Genomic DNA, 15,361 nt, shown 5'->3' on the forward strand with positions numbered 1-15,361 from the left:
TCGAGAGGACCGAGACGCCGATCTCCAGGCACTCCTCGTCGACGTCGAAGGTGGCCGTGTGGTGTCCGCTCGGGTTCCCGCCACCGATCTCGACGTAGGACGCCGCCCCTCTGTGCTGCGACGGCTCGCATCAGGTAGGTCGCGTCCTCGCGGATCGCCTCGCCGATTAGCGCCGTCGAAACCTTACAGTCGTGCATTTCCGCCGCCGAGTCGACGTGTCGGAAGACATCGTCCGGTCTGTGCTCCATCAGCTCGTTCGACGCTCCGCATACCTCTATCGTGGTGCTCGCCTCGTCTGCGACCACGTTGCAGGCGTTACCCGATTGAGTTCACCGACGTTGACCCGCGTGGCACCGTCGCTGTGGCCCGCTGCTCCCCCGACGATGTGCCAACCGCAGCGTTGAAGAGCGGTAGCGCCGAGGGGAGACGTAACGGTGGTAGAACTCGTGAACGGACTCTCTGGGGATCCCTTCGCCGTTATGAACACGATCGGTCTCGTCGCCTTCGCGCTGGTGGGGTCGGCGAAGGCGATCCGTGAGCGATTCGACCTGTTCGGGGTGGCAGTGGTCGGTCTCGCGACCGCGTTCGTCGGCGGGACGACGCGGGACATCCTCGTCAATCGGGTCCCGCTCGCGCTGAGTTCGCTGGGCGAAATCAGTCTCGGGATGATCGGGGTCGCCCTCGCGATCGCGTTGAACGTCGTCCTCGACTCACCGGACGATCACCCCATCACGATGGTCGCCGACGCCGTCGGACTCGGTGCCTTCGCGACGGCTGGCGCGATCGTGGCAACGGAAACCGGCGTCTCGAGCTTCGGCGTGATCGCGATCGCGACGATCAACGCGGCCGGTGGCGGAGCGTTCGCCGACCTCCTGTTGGACCGGTCTCCCTTCATCCTCGTGACGGACTTCTACGCGAGCTGTGCAGTCCTCGGCGGCTCGACGTACTGGCTCGTGACCACCGTGTTCGCCCACGGAGGGATCGCGGCTGCGCTGTGTGCCGCCGTCACCGTTGGGACGCGCCTGCTCGCGGTCAACCGCGGGTGGGAACTGCCCACCGCGCAGTCGTTCGGTGAGCGACTGTCTCGTTTCGGCAGGTAGGTCTCAGGGAATCTCTCGTTCTGATCCGTTGAATCGTGTACTGTCGCGTGATCGGGTATGGTGCCCGCTACGCACGGGGGCAGCTGTCACACTAATCGGGAGAGTTTGTGCCCTTCTTCGAGACGCGACCGTGATAGGGGGTGAAAGAAAATCTTCGTATATCGAATTATCGTTTACGCTCGCTACTCGAACGTCATCCCGTACCCCCACTCCTCCAACTGCGCTTTAACTTCGTCAGCGTGTTCGAGGCCGACTAACACGAGAGCTTCTCGGAGGTCGGTGAGGGAAACGTTGTCTCCGAACTTTTCTTCGAGTTCGCGGAGCGCTTCCCGCTCCGCGTCCTTCGTCTCGGGCTTCAAGAACAGGGGGACGCGATTTCGGCCGTCCTGAACGCCGTCCCGTCGGAATTTGTACGGGATCTGCATCGTTCTCCGATCCGACTGGTCCGTTTTCTCTTCCGATTCCGGGGACTGTTCGCGCCGTTCCTCGGATTCCGCTCCCGCGTCGGGCTCCGATTCCTCGTCCGGGTCGTCGGCGAAGGGATTCTCACCCGCGCCCTGCTTCATCCCCGTCATACGGTCATCACCTCGTGGTCGACGTCGCCCGGTTCCGGTGGGTTCGGGGCCTCGAGGCCAACTTCGCGTTCGAGGTGTCTGGCGAGTCGGTCGAACTGCGCGAGCGTCTCGATCTCGTAGTCCCGTCGCCGGTCCCGGTGTTGTCGAACGTACTCGAACGCCGAGCACTGCTGCATCCAGCAGCCCTCCATCAGCGAGGCTCGCTCGCCGATGATCTCCGGAACAGGGTAGTCGATCCCTTCGAGAATGGATCGTTGATCGCGGGTGTTCTTGAACCCCATCGGGATCGCGGCGAGGACGCCGACTTCCACGTCCAGTTGCTCCTCGAACCCCGCGACCAGTTCCTCTAGGCCTTCGACCGCCGCCTGTCCCTTCGCGCTCGGTTCGACCGGGATGACGAGCGAGCGCGTTGCGTTGATCGCGTTGTAGAGGTGCGGGCCTTCGGTCGCCGGCGGATCACAGATGAGTACGTCGTATTTCTCTGGAACGCCCGCTTCCCGAAGTACGCGAAGCAATTGCGCGTGCACTCCGAACGCCTCGCCCATCGCTTCGGACTGCTCTTTCTCGCGTTGGAGGTACTCCGCGAGGTCTGAGAGCATGTTGTGTTCCGGCACGATGTCGACGCCTTCGACCGTCCGGACGAGCGCTTCGAACTCCCCCTTCGGCCGTCGGATCATGTGTCTGACGAGGTTGTCGACAGATTCGGTTCGCCGATCGTCCACGCCGAACAGCCGCGAGAGATCTCCGTCTTGCGGGTCCAGCGGAACGACGAGCGGTTTCAGGCCGGCTCGGGCGTGAGCGACGGCGAGATTCGCCGCGGTGGTGGTCTTCCCGACCCCTCCCGCCTCACTGTACGTCGAGTACGCGAGCATTGTACCGTTCATTGCACCTGTTCATCTTTAATGTTCTCCACATCCAACCGTGCATACACCGAACGAACTCTCACACATCACGGTGTTAGTGGTCTCCTCAAATGAATCCATTCACTGATCATAGTTAATGAACAAGAGTAATTACTTTTGTTCATTGGTTGTGTTAATTAGAGTGTACAATGAATGTATGTAGTGAACAAATTTAGTGAATGAGATTGGTGAATGAATATTGTGGGTGTATGTACTCAACATAACCAATGATTGGGTCTTTATCACGACACAGGCGATTGTACGTGCTGCGTCGTAGTCGTCTTCGACAATCGGGGGAGCAGTTCCCCTCTAACGGCTTCGCGGGACTACGATTCCCCGGGTGGCGACCCCGGACTACCGGAGGCCATTCACTCGACGCGTTTGCAGTACGTTCTTACTACTGGCCGACGAGGGATCACGCGAGTCGCCCTGACTCAGTGATCCGATGAACGTCGAACAATTCAAATCCGAACACGTCCCCACCGAATCGGCAGAGCCCTTCCAACTCGAAAACAGCTACACTCTCGACGTCGCCGTCGACGGCTCCGTGATGGCGAAAGCCGGATCGATGATCGCCTACTCCGGCGACCTCTCGTTCACCGGCCGGGCGTCCGCGGAGGGCGGGATCCGAGGGTTCCTGAAGGAGGCAGCCACGGGAGAGGGTACCCCGGTGATGTCCGTGGAGGGATCCGGCCACGTCTACTTCGCCGACCACGGAAAGAAGGTGCAGGTGCTCGAACTCGGTGCCGACGATTCGATCACCGTCAACGGCGAAGACGTCCTCGCCTTCGAGGACGACGTCTCCTACGAGATCAGTACGATCGACAGCCTCGCAGGATCGTTCGCGGGCGGATTCACGAACGTCTTCCTCGAAGGCCCGGGGTACGTCGCGATCACGACCCACGGCGACCCGCTCGTGTTGGAACCGCCGGTCGCGACCGATCCGAGCGCGACCGTCGCGTGGAGCGGGACGTCCCCGAACGTGCAGGTGAACCGCAGCCTGTCGGATATGATCGGTCAAGAGTCCGGCGAGCGTTATCAGATGAACTTCGAGGGACCGGAGGGCTTCGTCGTGGTCCAGCCCTACGAGGAACTGTGAGTCGTCGCGGCATCCGATTCAGGGGCAATGACAGATAAACGTCTGTCCGTTCCGATCGAAACCCCCGTCTTTTAGACTCCCGCGGCTGTTTTCCCGCAGTAGAATGTCGCTCGGTGGTCCCTCGCTCAGTCCCGCGATCCATCTCCTCTTGGTCGTCGTCGCGACCGCGTTCATCTGGCTCGGGAGCGGATGGCTCGAAGAGTCGGCCGAGCATCTCTCCGCGTACTACGGCCTCCCGGCCGTGGTTCAGGGATCGATCGTCGTCGCCATCGGATCGAGTTTCCCCGAGCTCGCGAGCGTCGTGGTGACCGCGCTCTCCGGGACGTTCAGTATGGGCGTGGGGGCGATCGTCGGCTCCGCGATCTTCAACATCCTCGTCATTCCCTCGCTCTCGGGTCTCATCAGCGACGGGCACCTGGAGACGAACCGGACTGTGGTGTACAAAGAAGCGCAGTTCTACATGCTCGCGGTCGCCGTGCTCGTCATCACGTTCGCGCTGGCGGTCATCTACAGCCCGGACCCGACTGGACCGGCGCTGACCGGCGTGTTGACCCGCCCGCTCGCGATGCTCCCGCTGCTCCTGTACGGGCTGTACCTCTTCATCCAGTGGCAGGACGTGAGCGATCACGACGCCCCCGCCCCGCCGGCAGGAATCGCCATCCGCCGCGAGTGGCTCCGACTCCTCGGCGGCTTGTTCGTCATCCTCGTCGGGGTCGAACAGCTCGTCGGCAGCGTCGAATCACTGGGACAGACGTTCGGGGTTCCGGAGTTCCTCGCTGGCGTGACCATCATCGCGGCCGTGACGAGCCTCCCGGATCTCCTCGTCAGCGTCCGCTCCGCCGCCTCCGGAAACGACGTCACGAGCCTCTCGAACGTCCTCGGATCGAACACCTTCGATCTGCTCGTCGCCATCCCGGTCGGGGTGTTGATCGCCGGCAGCCTCCCCGTGAACTTCGCCGCGGCCGTCCCGATGCTGGGCGTTCTCACCTTTGCGACGATCCTCCTCTTCACGGTGCTCCGGACGGACCTCGTGATCACGGACCTGGAGTCGTCGCTCCTGCTCGCCGCCTACGGCGTGTTCGTCGGATGGATCGTCGCCGAAACGCTCGGCGTGACACAGTTCCTCAGGGGCGCGTGAGCGCCCGACGCGGACCAATCGGTTCCGGCGAGCGGCCGCCGTCCGAACGCGGGCCGCTCCCAGCCGACGCGATGGGATTTTGTCCTCGACGACCGAAGGCGGGCGTATGAGCGAAATCGACGCCGACAGACTCCTGCCCAACGACCGAGTGCAGCAAGCGGTCCTGAACGGCGACGTGACGCAGTTGACCCGGGGCGCGAGCAACCAGTACGCGGCCGAGGGTGACACCTTCGAGATCGAGGGTACCAGATTCGAGGTGTCGAGCGTCGAAACCCGGACGCTCGGCGAGTTCACTGACGCGACGCGCAACGGGAGGGATCGGAGTCGCTCGCGGCGTACAAACAGCGGATGAAACAGGTCCACCCCGGCGACTTCGAGTGGGACGACAGCGCCGAGGTCCTGACGTACCAGTTCGAGCGCGCGGACTGAGCGTTTCGCCGTCGGGCCCGACTGCTCTATCGCGCTCGTGGATTTTCCGATCAGCCTCCGCGCACCGAGCCGCCGGGCTCCGTCCTCCGCGACGACGTCGCAGGACCGTCACCATTGGCGAGTAACTCGACTACAGACACGTCGTCACCCGTCGGTCGTAGGTCCCGCGCGGCCGCCGCCGAGAGCACGACGTTCGCGCCGACTGTGACCTCGTGGTCGGTCACCGACCGACACAAGGCCGCGAGCGATTCCCGGTACGCCGAGGATCGGTTCCGACTCCGCAGCACGACCGTCCCGTTGGACTCGTGGACCGTCCCGCGTTCGAGCACGTACAGTTCGACGGCGCGGCGTCGCGTTTCGCGGTCCACGTCCAACAGCCACGCGGGATGCGAGGGCGTCGTCGCGGCGTTCTTCCCGCCGCGGGGCGCTCCGGCGACGAACAGACAGCGCGCGAACACGGAGCCGTCGACGCTCGGGAGGAGTTCCGTCGGTCTCTCCGGAGAGTCGTCGTGCCGCCGCGTCGGCTCCACGCCCAGCGCGGTCAAGTACTCCCACAGTCGCCGTTCGACGTGCGGCGATGTCGGCGCGTACGCGACCGTCCATCGCCGGTCGATACTGCCACAGGCGAACACGCCGACCACTAATTCGGCGAACGCCGCGGTCGTCCGATCGCTCCTCGACCCGTCGAGCCACCCGCGCTGCCGGGCCGTCTCGACGCCCCGCACGGCGTCGGGCTGTCCGCCCGAGAGCCACCCGCGCACGCGACTCGGCGGGAGTCCGAGGGCGTTCCCGACCGCCGTCCGTCCGGCCTCGGGGTGGCGATGTCGGTACTCCCGCACCGACTCGTAATCGCGGAGTTGCACCGCGGGATCGTCGTAACTGCGGGGATCGTAGGTTCTAGCGAGCGCTATTTCGTCAATCATCGTGAACCGACTCCGGCGGGCTGGAAAATTCGACTGCCTCGGTGCCTCGAACGAAGAAAGTGAAGCTACCGAACTACGGGCTTTCGTACTCGAAGGTCCGGAGCGTCGCGGAGTTGCTGCCATCCGCGGACTGCCAGGTGACGCGGATCGTGCCGCCGTTAGTCGAATCCGCCGTGACCTCGAAGCTGTCTCCTGAACTTACGGTATCACCAGTGATGCTGGTACTGAAGTTCGTAACCACGTCACCACTGTTGTCAATGTCACCGCTCACGTAGAGATTTGATTTTTCGATCGAATCGCCAGCGGTATGGGTAATGGTAGCGTTTTCGTCGTTTCCGATACTTGTCGAGTTGATCTCGAACGTCGCCTGCGGGGCCGACTGTCCGATACCCTGACCGAGGTTCAGTACGAATGCGCCGATGACGGCGGCGAGGATGACCGTGATAGCGACCATCAGGATTACGCCGATGACCGGACTGACTGCGCGTTCTTCCGTGAATAACTGTTTGATGTTCATGTCCGTTTGACCTCTGGATACCACTTGATTGAGAGTACGTATAATATTATTGACCTAATTATCAGAACTGGTAGTAGGCGGACAGATACGGTGTCAGCTTCGGGAACGACGGAACCGGGACAGATAGTAACAACCACGTGAACTGGCCTGTGCAGCGTGGTACCACCTCGGACGCGAGGAACCGGCCATTTATCCGTCCCGCCGACGTATTGAACCTGTGACTGAAGAATCAGGGCGTCGGAACCTACGGATGCCCCACGGAGAGGAGCTGTTCGCGGTCGTCACCGAGCACAACGGTGGCAATCACGTTCGCGTGCGATGTGCAGACGGGAAGAACCGGATGGGCCGTATCCCCGGCCGGATGAAGTACCGCACCTGGATCAACGAGGGCGACGTCGTCCTCGTCGAACCCTGGGACTGGCAGGACGAGAAGGCCAACATCGAGTGGCGCTACTCCGAGCAGGACGCCGAGCAGCTCCGCGAAGAAGGCCACATCGAATAGCCGCTTTTCCCTCACGCGGACTCGCGACGGTACAGGACGACCAGTACGACGATCAGCAGTAGCTGTGCGACTTTGTCGGCGATTCCCAGCGGCGAGAAGTCGGGCGCGTTGACGACGTACCACGCGACGATCTGCCCGGCGGTGAACGGGATCCCGAGCAGGTACATCAGCGAGCGCCGGTAGTCGACCAAGACGGCGACGCTCCCGCCGAGGAACCCGACCCCGGCGACGAGGAACGCCCACCCGAGCGGGCTCGTGATGAAACTCACCCCGAGCGCGAGGTGGATGACGCCGCTGATCACCGCCAGTGCGATGCCCGCCCAGTGGACGCCCGTCAGCGAGTTCGTGTGCAGGGTGAGACCGCCGGCCGTTTGCGTTGCCATATGTTCACAAACGACTCGATGGATCTTTAATCTAGGGCCCGATCGACGTGGTCGCGAATCGCCGCTCGGAAGCGCGAGCGACCGAATCGGTCCGATGGCGTCTCGGGGGGCTGGTCGCGTTCGATCGCCGCCCCGAGCAGTCCGATCGCCTCATCGACCGACCCGAACAGGCGGTCATCGCGCCCGCCGAGGATCTCCCGCTGTCCGCCGCTGTCGGGCGCGAAGGCGATCATCCCCGCGGCGACGTACTCCGCGACGGACATCCCGAAGTGCTCCCGGGGTTTGAGATTCAACCCGTACTTGTGCGCCCCGAGCAGTTCCTCGAGGCGCGCCCTGGGGACGTCGCGCTCGACGGTGACGTACGGCCGTTCGGCGGCCGCCGCCTCGACCCGGTCGGCGTACTGGCGGTACGACCGCGGGGCCGCGCCGACGACGTGGAGGTGGACGTCGTGGCCGCGCTCCCGGACGCCGTCGACCACTTCGACGGCGTCGAGGATGCGCTTGTCGGGCGCGATACGCCCCACGACGACGACGCCGTCCTCCCGGTCGTCCCAGTCGGCCTGCGGTTCGATCGGATCGACCGGCGGATGCACGACAGTCGGTTCGACGCCGTAGACGCCCGCGAACACGTCGGCCGTCCACGAGGAGTTCGCTAGCATCGTGACGTCCTCGAAACTACCTCGATCGGGTCCCGCGAGTCGGCTCCAGAGCCGATTCAATGCTCCAGACGCGTCGGGCACTCGATCCGCGTGGAACTGCGGGTAGTGGACGTACTGCACCGACGGGACCGAGAAATCGAACTCGTTGGCCGTGCTCACCGCGAGATCGAAGGTGTCGGCCTCGAGTTCGAAGGAACGGCGGACGAGGACACTCCGGAGCGGCAACTGCGGTCCGAGGAGCGGCGCGGCAGTCGACAGCGCCTTGGCGGTCGTCGATCCACCGCGTGGGCTTCGGACGTCGATTCCGTCGACGTCGAGACCGACGCCGAACCGCCGGGCGAGCGTCTCCAACGACGTCTCCGAGAGCGTGAACAGAGTGACGTCGTGCTCGCGCTGGAGCGCTTCGCAGACCGACAGACAGACCGCGTCGGCCCCGCCCTGGAAATCCAGCGTGTTGTGGACGACGGCGACCCGGGCCATATGCGCTGTTCGGACCGTCCCGGTATTACTCCGTTGGCCCTCCGGTCTCCAGAAGGCTGGTTGCGGTGGTGATCACTCGCCTTTCTCGGTGAACGCCACCTCGAACGCGTCGGCGCGTGCGGACCAAAGCGGCCGCATCTCCCGGCTGATCTCGGCGAACGTCTCGTACAGCGTCTCGTATCCCTCCGTGAGGTTTTCGCGCGGTTCGTACCGACGGTCGATCGTCACCACGGTATCGACCGCCGATTCGAGGGAGGGATACCGGTCCAGTGCGACCGCGAGAAAGATGGCCGCGCCCTTAGCGCCGTGCTCGGATCCCGCGGGAACCACGACCGGTCGCCGGAGGCAGTCGGCTACGAGCTGACACCACAGCTCCGAACGCGTTCCGCCGCCGCTCAGCGTCACCTCTGCGGGACTGGCCGGCAGGTGTTCCACGCAGTCACGGACAGCGAAAGACAGCCCCTCGTACACCGCTCGGACCAACTGCTCGGTGCTGTGTTCGGGCGACAACCCGACGAACTGTCCTCGCGCGTCCGGCTCGACGAACGGACCGCGTTCGCCGGACGTGCTCAGATACGGGTGATACATCACGCCGCCGCTGCCCGGTTCGGCAGCCGCGGCCAACTCCTCCAGCGTCTCGATGTCTATTCCCCCCGCAATCGCATCGGCCGCCCACTCGAGGCTCGGTGTCCCGGCGTTCGACCCGATCGCGTACGTCCAGAGCCCGTCGACGCCGACGCTCATTTGGATGCCCGACGTCTCCGATTGCGGGCCGTCGACGAACACCTGTTGGGTCAGCGACGTCCCGAGCGTGACGGCGGTGCCACCGGTGGTCGCCGCGCCAGTTCCGACCGCAGACGCCGGGACGTCGAAGGCTCCGGAAACCACCGGTAGACCGGGTTCCAGACTGGTCGCATCCGCTGCACGTTCGGAAACCCTTCCGACGATCTCCGTCGGGGCCGAAAGCCGCGGTAGCGTCTCCTTCGCTGCGGGGAGATCGACGAGATCGAAAACGCTCCGATCGTACCGCTCGGTCGATTTGCTCAGGTAGGGCACTGTCGCCTCGCTGTGGTCGATCGATCGCTCGCCGGTCAGCTTGTACGTGAGCCAGTCCTTACAGGAAAGCACCGTATCGACGCGCTCGAACCGGTCGGGTTCCTCGCGTTTCAGCCACGCCAACAGCGGGAGGCTCATTCCGGGATACGGGGCCGAGCCGCACCGTTCGATGATCTCTGCGAGTCGCCCATCTGTTTCCCACCTCTCGAGGATCTCTGCGGCACGGCTGTCAGACCAGAGCACGGCGTTCCGCACCGGATCCCCCGACTCGGTGACCGCCCACAGGCCGTCCCCTTGCCCAGTGATACCAACGCCGATCGGATCAGCCCCGTCGGGAAGCGCTTCGGTCACTCCGCGGATCGCCGCGGCCGTGTGCCGCCACACCGTTGGCATCTCCTGTTCTACGTATCCGTGCGCCGGTCTGAGCGTCTGCGTCTCTCGGGTGGCGGTCGTGAGCTCTGTGCCGTCGGTGTCGAACGCTACGGCCTTGATCGCGGATGTCCCCGCGTCGACGGCCAGTAGGACTTCCGTCTGTTTCATACGATTGTTATCCCATCGACCTTCTGTTCGGTATCGCCTCGGGCTCCTGTCTGCCTACAGGCTGCAGCCGGTCTCTTCGCACGGGCGGATGGCTTCGTCCCCGGACACTGTCTCGAGTAGTTCCACGGCCGGAATCTCGTCCCCTTCGACCACCTCGCCGGTCCAGACGGGATTGACCGCCTGGTGATCGCACGCCCTGAACCGCGTGGTCCCTAGCGCTGTCGTCACCGATAGGTCTTCGAGGGCCGTCGCGACGGCGGCTGGGTCGCTCGTCCCAGCCTCCTGAATCCCGTGTGCGGTCATTCGGATCATATCGTATCCGACGCGCGCGAAGCTCCCGGGAACGCCGTCGTACTCCTCGCGGTAGGCCTCAACGAACTGCTCGTTGTCCCCAGTCTCCAGTTTGTGGTTGTACAGGGTCGAGGAGTACGCGCCGATCGCGTCGGACCCCAACGCCTGACGACTCACTTGTGCGAAGATCGCGGTTCCGATGAGGTCGACCTGGTCTGTCAGCCCCGCGCTGTTGGCCTGTTTCACGAAGTTGATCAGATCCGCACCGGTGTCCGGAACCGCGAGGACGTCCGCCTCGGAGTTCGAGATGTTGCTGATCTGCGGTCCGTAGTTGCTGGTTCCCTTGTCGGGTATCGTCTTCCCAACGACCTCGATATCCAGACCGCGGGCTTCGATCCGGCGTTCGATCTGTTCGACGGCCGAGTTCCCGTAGGCGTCGTCGGTCGTGTGGATCCACATCTTGGTTCCGAGCTCTGCGGCCGCGAAGTCGGCGAGTCCGGCCATCTGCTGGGCCGCGTTCGTCTCGGCCCGGAACGTGTTGCCGTTGCAGCTTTCGCCCGTCAGTTCGATCGTCGCCGCCCCCGACGTGTACACGACGTCCCGGTCGCTCACGTAGTCGGCGACCGCCAGTGCGACGGAGCTTTCGAGCGCACCGACCACGTAGGCGGCCCCGTCGTTTTCCACCACCTGCTCGGCCCGCTGCAGCCCGGTCGAGGGATCCGTCTGCGTGTCCTCGTACACCGCGTCGATCTCGAAGTCGAACTCGTCGCTCTCGTTGACGTATTTGACACCTAACTCTGCGCCCTGCCGCTGCGCCGTCCCGAGCGGTGCCGACGGCCCGCTTTCGGGAACCAAGACTCCGAAGGTGACGGGGCCGAGGTCGCTCCCGCTGCTCTCCGACGTCTGTTCGCTGTCGGTGTCGCGTTCAGTGTCTGTCTCGTCGCTTCCGCCATCTCCCGTCTGCTGGACGCAGCCCGCGGTGCTCAGCGCCGTCGCGAGCGCGCCGGCCCCGAGGCCGCGTAGCGCGCGTCTCCGCCCGATTTTCGTCTCCGATGTCGACTGGCCGGTGTCGGCACGATCCACGGTATCTCCGTTCATACCTCCCGCTCTCGATCTACGTTATAAAATGGTACGGACTCCGATCGCTGCTTCCGAGGTTAGTCGGTCCGTACGCCGTCGAGGGAGACGCCGAGGTGTCTATCGAGCACGTCTCGGTCGTCTTCCAAGGCCGCGCTCGTGCTTTCGTGGACGATCCGACCGTTGTCCATAACGTACACGTAGTCGCAGACCTCCAGGGCCATCTTGACGTTCTGTTCGACGAGGACAACCGTCAGCCCGCGGTCCCGCAACTCGGTGATCGTCTCCACAACGCGCTCGACGACGTACGGTGCGAGCCCCTCTGTCGGCTCGTCGAGCAGGAGGGTCCGTGGGTTGCCGACGAGCGCTCGCCCGATCGCGAGCATCTGCTGTTCGCCGCCACTGAGCGTGCTTCCCTTCGCCGTCTCGGTGTCTGCGAGGTTCTCGAACGTGTCGAACACTTCTGCGATACTCCACCCGCCCGCTCCCTCCCTGCCGCCGAGTTCCGCGAGTTCGAGGTTCTCCCGAACGGTGAGACCGCCGAAGATCCGCCGCTCCTCCGGAACGAGCGCGATGCCCCGACCGACGGTCGATTCGGGGTCCTCGTCGGTGATATCTCTCCCCTCGTACGTCACCGTTCCAGAACGCGGCGTGACCGCGCCCGTGACGGCCCGAAGCGTCGTCGTCTTCCCGACGCCGTTTCGACCGACGAGGCCGACGACCTCTCCGTCGCCGACGTCGAAATTCACCGACTGTAGCACTTCCGTCGGCCCGTACCCTGCGGTGAGCTCCTCGACGCGCAGTACCGGATCGGCGACCCGTCGGTGCCCGCGGTCGCGATCCGCTCCCGACTCGTGAGCGGTCACGCGGTGTACCCCCCGAGATACGCCGCCTGTACGCGTTCGTTGGCCGCGATTTCCGCCGGCGTCCCGGTCGCGACCACTCGCCCGCCGTTCAGGGTCGTGATGCGGTCAGAGACGCGCATCACGAGATCGACGTTGTGTTCGACGAGAATCACGGTCTGCTCCGAAAGCACGTCCTCGAATAGTTCGATCGTCGCCGCGGTCTCTTCCTCGCTCATCCCTGCGGTTGGCTCGTCTAGGAGCACCACTTTCGGATCCGTAGCCAACACCAGCCCGACCTCCAGTCGGCGACGGTCGCCGTACGAGAGATCGCTCGCCCTCGACTCCGCGACGGCCCCCAGCCCAAGTTCATCGAGGACCGCATCGGTCCGACGGTTGACGTCGGCCAGTTCCCCCGGATCAGAGAACCACCGTCGGCGAACGGACAGCTGCTCGAATTCGGACGCCTGCGCCGCCAATCTGACGTTCTCTCGCACCGTCAGCCCGTTGAACACAGTCGTCAGCTGAAACGAGCGCGCGAGGTCGGCCGCGACCCGCTCGGCGGGGGAGTAGTCGGTGACGTCCTCTCCCGCCAGCGTGATCGATCCCTCGCTCGGGCGCATCGCACCGCTGATCAGGTTGAAAAGCGTCGTCTTGCCGGCCCCGTTGGGCCCGATGACGCTCCGGAACTCGCCACGCCCGACTGACAGGTCGACGCTGTCGACCGCGGTGAACGCTCCGAACCGCTTCGTGAGGCCCGCCGTCTGCAGGACCGGATCGCTCTCGATCGCCGACTCCCACTCAGTCATCGACGTCAACCTCCGTCGACCTCTCCCCGGCGGCTGTCCCGTCGGTCCCCCGTGCGCGAAGCGCTCGGACTCTGCTCGGAAGCGAAACGAGCCCAGTCGGAAGATAGAGCACGACGAGCACGAAGAGCACACCGAGCAGCAAGCGCCACCACGGGATCAGCGAGGAGAGTTGGCGCTCGATAAGCGTGAACACGGCCGCGCCGACCATCGGTCCGTAGAGTGTCCCCGAGCCGCCGAGTACGACCATAATTATCGCGTTGCCGCTGTTGATCCAGTTCAGCAACTCCGGGGCGACGAACCCCGTGTAGAGGGCGAAAAGCGCCCCCGAGAGTCCTGCGAGCGTGCTGCTGAGCACGAACGCCTGCCGCTTGATCGAACGGACGTCGTAGCCGACGAAGCGCGCCCGCAGTTCGCTCTCTCTGATCGCTTGGAGCGCGGTCCCGAAGGGGGCCTTCGTGAGTCGGCGGACGCCCGCGTACGCACCAACGACCACCACGAGCAGGAAGTAATAGAATAGCGCATCGCCGGTGAACGCGAACGGTTCGATGCCGACGATGATCTCGTCGAACCGCACGCCCACTGGACCCAGACCGTACATCGGCTCTGGCGCGCCGAAGAGACCGCTGCTACCGCCCGTAACGTCGAGTTTGACGGCCACTTGGTGGACGATTTCGGCGAACGCCAGGGTGATCATGACGAAGTACACCCCGGAGACGCGAATCGCGACGTGTCCGACGACCCAGGCCACGATCGCGCTCGCCGCGAGCGCGACCCCCAGCGCGACGAACGCGGACGGAGACACGTACAGCAGCGTCAGCAGCGTCGCGTACGCGCCGAGGCCGTAGAACAGCGCGTGACCCAGAGAGATCAGTCCGGTGTACCCGAGTATCAGGTCCAGACTCATCGCGAACAACGCCCAGATGAGCACGGTGATCGCCAGCGAGACGACGAAATTCGAGTAAAGCACGCCCTCGAACACCGGGACGAGAACCAGTGCGGCGACGGCGGCGACTCCCAACCGCGTCCGGCGGCGATCGTCGAGGACGGATCCACCGAGTTCGCTGACGAACTCGCTGGGCTCGGACCGCCCGGCGTCGATCCGCGTCGTCGATCCGCCGAACAACCCCTCCGGGCGGACGAGGAGGACGCCGATCATCAGGAGAAACACGACGACGCCTTGGATCTCCGGGAGGAACGTGCTAACCGCGCTCTGTATCACGCCGACTACCAACCCGCCGACGACGGCCCCGCGGAAGCTCCCGAGTCCCCCGAGGACGACGATCACGAACGCGGGGATGATGACCGCGTTGCCCATCTCGAGGCTGACGTTCTGGTAGCCGCCGAGCACGACGCCGCCGAAGGCAGCGAGCGCCGCCCCGAAACCGAACACGAGGGTGTAATATCGGTCGACGTCGATTCCGAGATTGCGAACCATCTCTCGGTCCTCGGAACCGGCTCGCACCACGAGTCCGAACCGGGTGTACCTGAGCAGCGCCCAGACCGACAGCGCGATCAATCCGCCGACGGCGATGATGAAGTAGCTGTAGCCGGAGTACGAGAAGCCGAAGGCGGTGACGGTCTGATCGATGACCGACGGCGGTGAGTAGAACTTCGGGCTCTTCCCCCAGACGAGCCGTTTCAGGTCGTAGATGATCAGCAGCAGGCCGAAGGTGAGGAGGATCTGCGCCAGTTGTCCGCGCCCGTACACGCGGTTGATGAGTTGCCGTTCTGTGGCCGCGCCGAGCACACCGACGAGCACGGGGACCGCCACGAGCGCCACCCAGAAGCCGCCGAGGCTGAACCCGGTCGCGAGCGAGAATGCGAAGTACGCACCGAGCGCGAGCAGTTCGCCGTGAGCGATGTTCAACACGCCCATCACGCCGAACACGATCGACAGCCCAGCGGCGACGAGGACGTATACCATCCCAATCGTCAAGCCGTTTAAGAGTATGTCGAGGAGCTGTGCACCCGATACCATCGTGAATGAGTTATCTGAGTGCGAACCGTCGTGATTCGATAAAGGTAACGGGTTCTCGTCG

Annotated in this window: 15 protein-coding genes and 1 pseudogene; 5 read left to right on the forward strand and 11 right to left on the reverse strand. The window is 64.4% G+C overall.

Going from position 1 to position 15,361, the window contains the following annotated elements; all coding sequences use genetic code 11:
- Positions 1 to 479: 479 nt before the first annotated feature.
- On the forward strand, positions 480 to 1,100 hold the full coding sequence (locus tag ACP99_RS07870; protein ID WP_049986063.1) for a trimeric intracellular cation channel family protein: 621 nt from the start codon (positions 480 to 482) through the stop codon (positions 1,098 to 1,100).
- A 182-nt stretch (positions 1,101 to 1,282) separates the two neighbouring features.
- Here ACP99_RS07870 and ACP99_RS07875 read toward each other — a convergent pair whose 3' ends face one another.
- Complete coding sequence (locus ACP99_RS07875) at positions 1,283 to 1,675, reverse strand: hypothetical protein (protein WP_049986064.1); 393 nt, start codon at positions 1,673 to 1,675, stop codon at positions 1,283 to 1,285.
- Positions 1,672 to 2,547: a ParA family protein gene (locus ACP99_RS07880; RefSeq protein WP_049986065.1), complete on the reverse strand. Its 876-nt coding sequence runs from the start codon at positions 2,545 to 2,547 to the stop codon at positions 1,672 to 1,674. Before ACP99_RS07880 ends, ACP99_RS07875 begins: the two co-directional genes overlap by 4 nt.
- 475 nt (positions 2,548 to 3,022) lie before the next feature.
- Between ACP99_RS07880 and ACP99_RS07885 the strand changes: the two genes are divergently transcribed.
- The 3 genes and pseudogenes from ACP99_RS07885 to ACP99_RS07895 all read left to right on the forward strand — a co-directional run bounded on the left by ACP99_RS07885 (position 3,023) and on the right by ACP99_RS07895 (position 5,243).
- Complete coding sequence (locus ACP99_RS07885; RefSeq protein WP_049986066.1) at positions 3,023 to 3,676, forward strand: AIM24 family protein; 654 nt, start codon at positions 3,023 to 3,025, stop codon at positions 3,674 to 3,676.
- Positions 3,677 to 3,779: 103 nt separating this feature from the next.
- Positions 3,780 to 4,814, forward strand: coding sequence for a sodium:calcium antiporter (locus ACP99_RS07890; protein ID WP_049986067.1), 1,035 nt, complete (start codon positions 3,780 to 3,782; stop codon positions 4,812 to 4,814).
- Between the two features lie 106 nt (positions 4,815 to 4,920).
- Positions 4,921 to 5,243 (forward strand): annotated as a pseudogene (locus tag ACP99_RS07895) (ASCH domain-containing protein).
- 50 nt (positions 5,244 to 5,293) lie between these two features.
- Here ACP99_RS07895 and ACP99_RS07900 read toward each other — a convergent pair.
- Both ACP99_RS07900 and ACP99_RS07905 read right to left on the reverse strand, forming a co-directional pair.
- Positions 5,294 to 6,166 carry a hypothetical protein gene (locus tag ACP99_RS07900; protein WP_049986068.1) on the reverse strand — a complete coding sequence of 291 codons (873 nt, stop codon included), beginning with the start codon at positions 6,164 to 6,166 and terminating at the stop codon, positions 5,294 to 5,296.
- 73 nt (positions 6,167 to 6,239) lie between these two features.
- Positions 6,240 to 6,683: a type IV pilin gene (locus ACP99_RS07905; RefSeq protein ID WP_049986069.1), complete on the reverse strand. Its 444-nt coding sequence runs from the start codon at positions 6,681 to 6,683 to the stop codon at positions 6,240 to 6,242.
- Positions 6,684 to 6,900: 217 nt separating this feature from the next.
- On the opposite strand from ACP99_RS07905, the gene eif1A reads away from it, so the two are divergent.
- On the forward strand, positions 6,901 to 7,185 hold the full coding sequence (eif1A, locus tag ACP99_RS07910; protein WP_081927266.1) for a translation initiation factor eIF-1A: 285 nt from the start codon (positions 6,901 to 6,903) through the stop codon (positions 7,183 to 7,185).
- 11 nt (positions 7,186 to 7,196) lie between these two features.
- Here the strand turns inward: eif1A and ACP99_RS07915 are convergent, their stop codons facing one another.
- The 7 genes from ACP99_RS07915 to ACP99_RS07945 form a co-directional block, all read right to left on the reverse strand.
- A complete protein-coding gene (locus tag ACP99_RS07915) occupies positions 7,197 to 7,568 on the reverse strand; it encodes a DUF7475 family protein (protein ID WP_049986071.1) in 372 nt (123 codons plus the stop codon).
- 26 nt (positions 7,569 to 7,594) lie between these two features.
- Positions 7,595 to 8,707, reverse strand: a complete 1,113-nt coding sequence (locus tag ACP99_RS07920) for a glycosyltransferase family 4 protein (RefSeq protein WP_049986072.1) — start codon at positions 8,705 to 8,707, stop codon at positions 7,595 to 7,597.
- A 72-nt stretch (positions 8,708 to 8,779) separates the two neighbouring features.
- On the reverse strand, positions 8,780 to 10,303 hold the full coding sequence (locus ACP99_RS07925) for an FGGY-family carbohydrate kinase (protein ID WP_049986073.1): 1,524 nt from the start codon (positions 10,301 to 10,303) through the stop codon (positions 8,780 to 8,782).
- A gap of 54 nt (positions 10,304 to 10,357) precedes the next feature.
- Positions 10,358 to 11,692: an ABC transporter substrate-binding protein gene (locus ACP99_RS07930; protein WP_081927268.1), complete on the reverse strand. Its 1,335-nt coding sequence runs from the start codon at positions 11,690 to 11,692 to the stop codon at positions 10,358 to 10,360.
- A gap of 59 nt (positions 11,693 to 11,751) precedes the next feature.
- The gene (locus tag ACP99_RS07935) at positions 11,752 to 12,537 is read right to left on the reverse strand and encodes an ABC transporter ATP-binding protein (RefSeq protein ID WP_049986074.1); all 786 of its coding nucleotides are present in this window, start codon (positions 12,535 to 12,537) and stop codon (positions 11,752 to 11,754) included.
- Entirely contained in the window at positions 12,534 to 13,322 is a 789-nt protein-coding gene (locus ACP99_RS07940) for an ABC transporter ATP-binding protein (RefSeq protein ID WP_049986075.1), read from the reverse strand. The genes ACP99_RS07935 and ACP99_RS07940 overlap by 4 nt, the downstream gene beginning before the upstream one ends.
- Positions 13,315 to 15,300: an ABC transporter permease gene (locus ACP99_RS07945; protein ID WP_049986076.1), complete on the reverse strand. Its 1,986-nt coding sequence runs from the start codon at positions 15,298 to 15,300 to the stop codon at positions 13,315 to 13,317. Before ACP99_RS07945 ends, ACP99_RS07940 begins: the two co-directional genes overlap by 8 nt.
- Positions 15,301 to 15,361: the final 61 nt, after the last annotated feature.

Source organism: Halobellus rufus (assembly GCF_000739575.1).
Lineage (GTDB): Archaea > Halobacteriota > Halobacteria > Halobacteriales > Haloferacaceae > Haloquadratum > Haloquadratum rufum.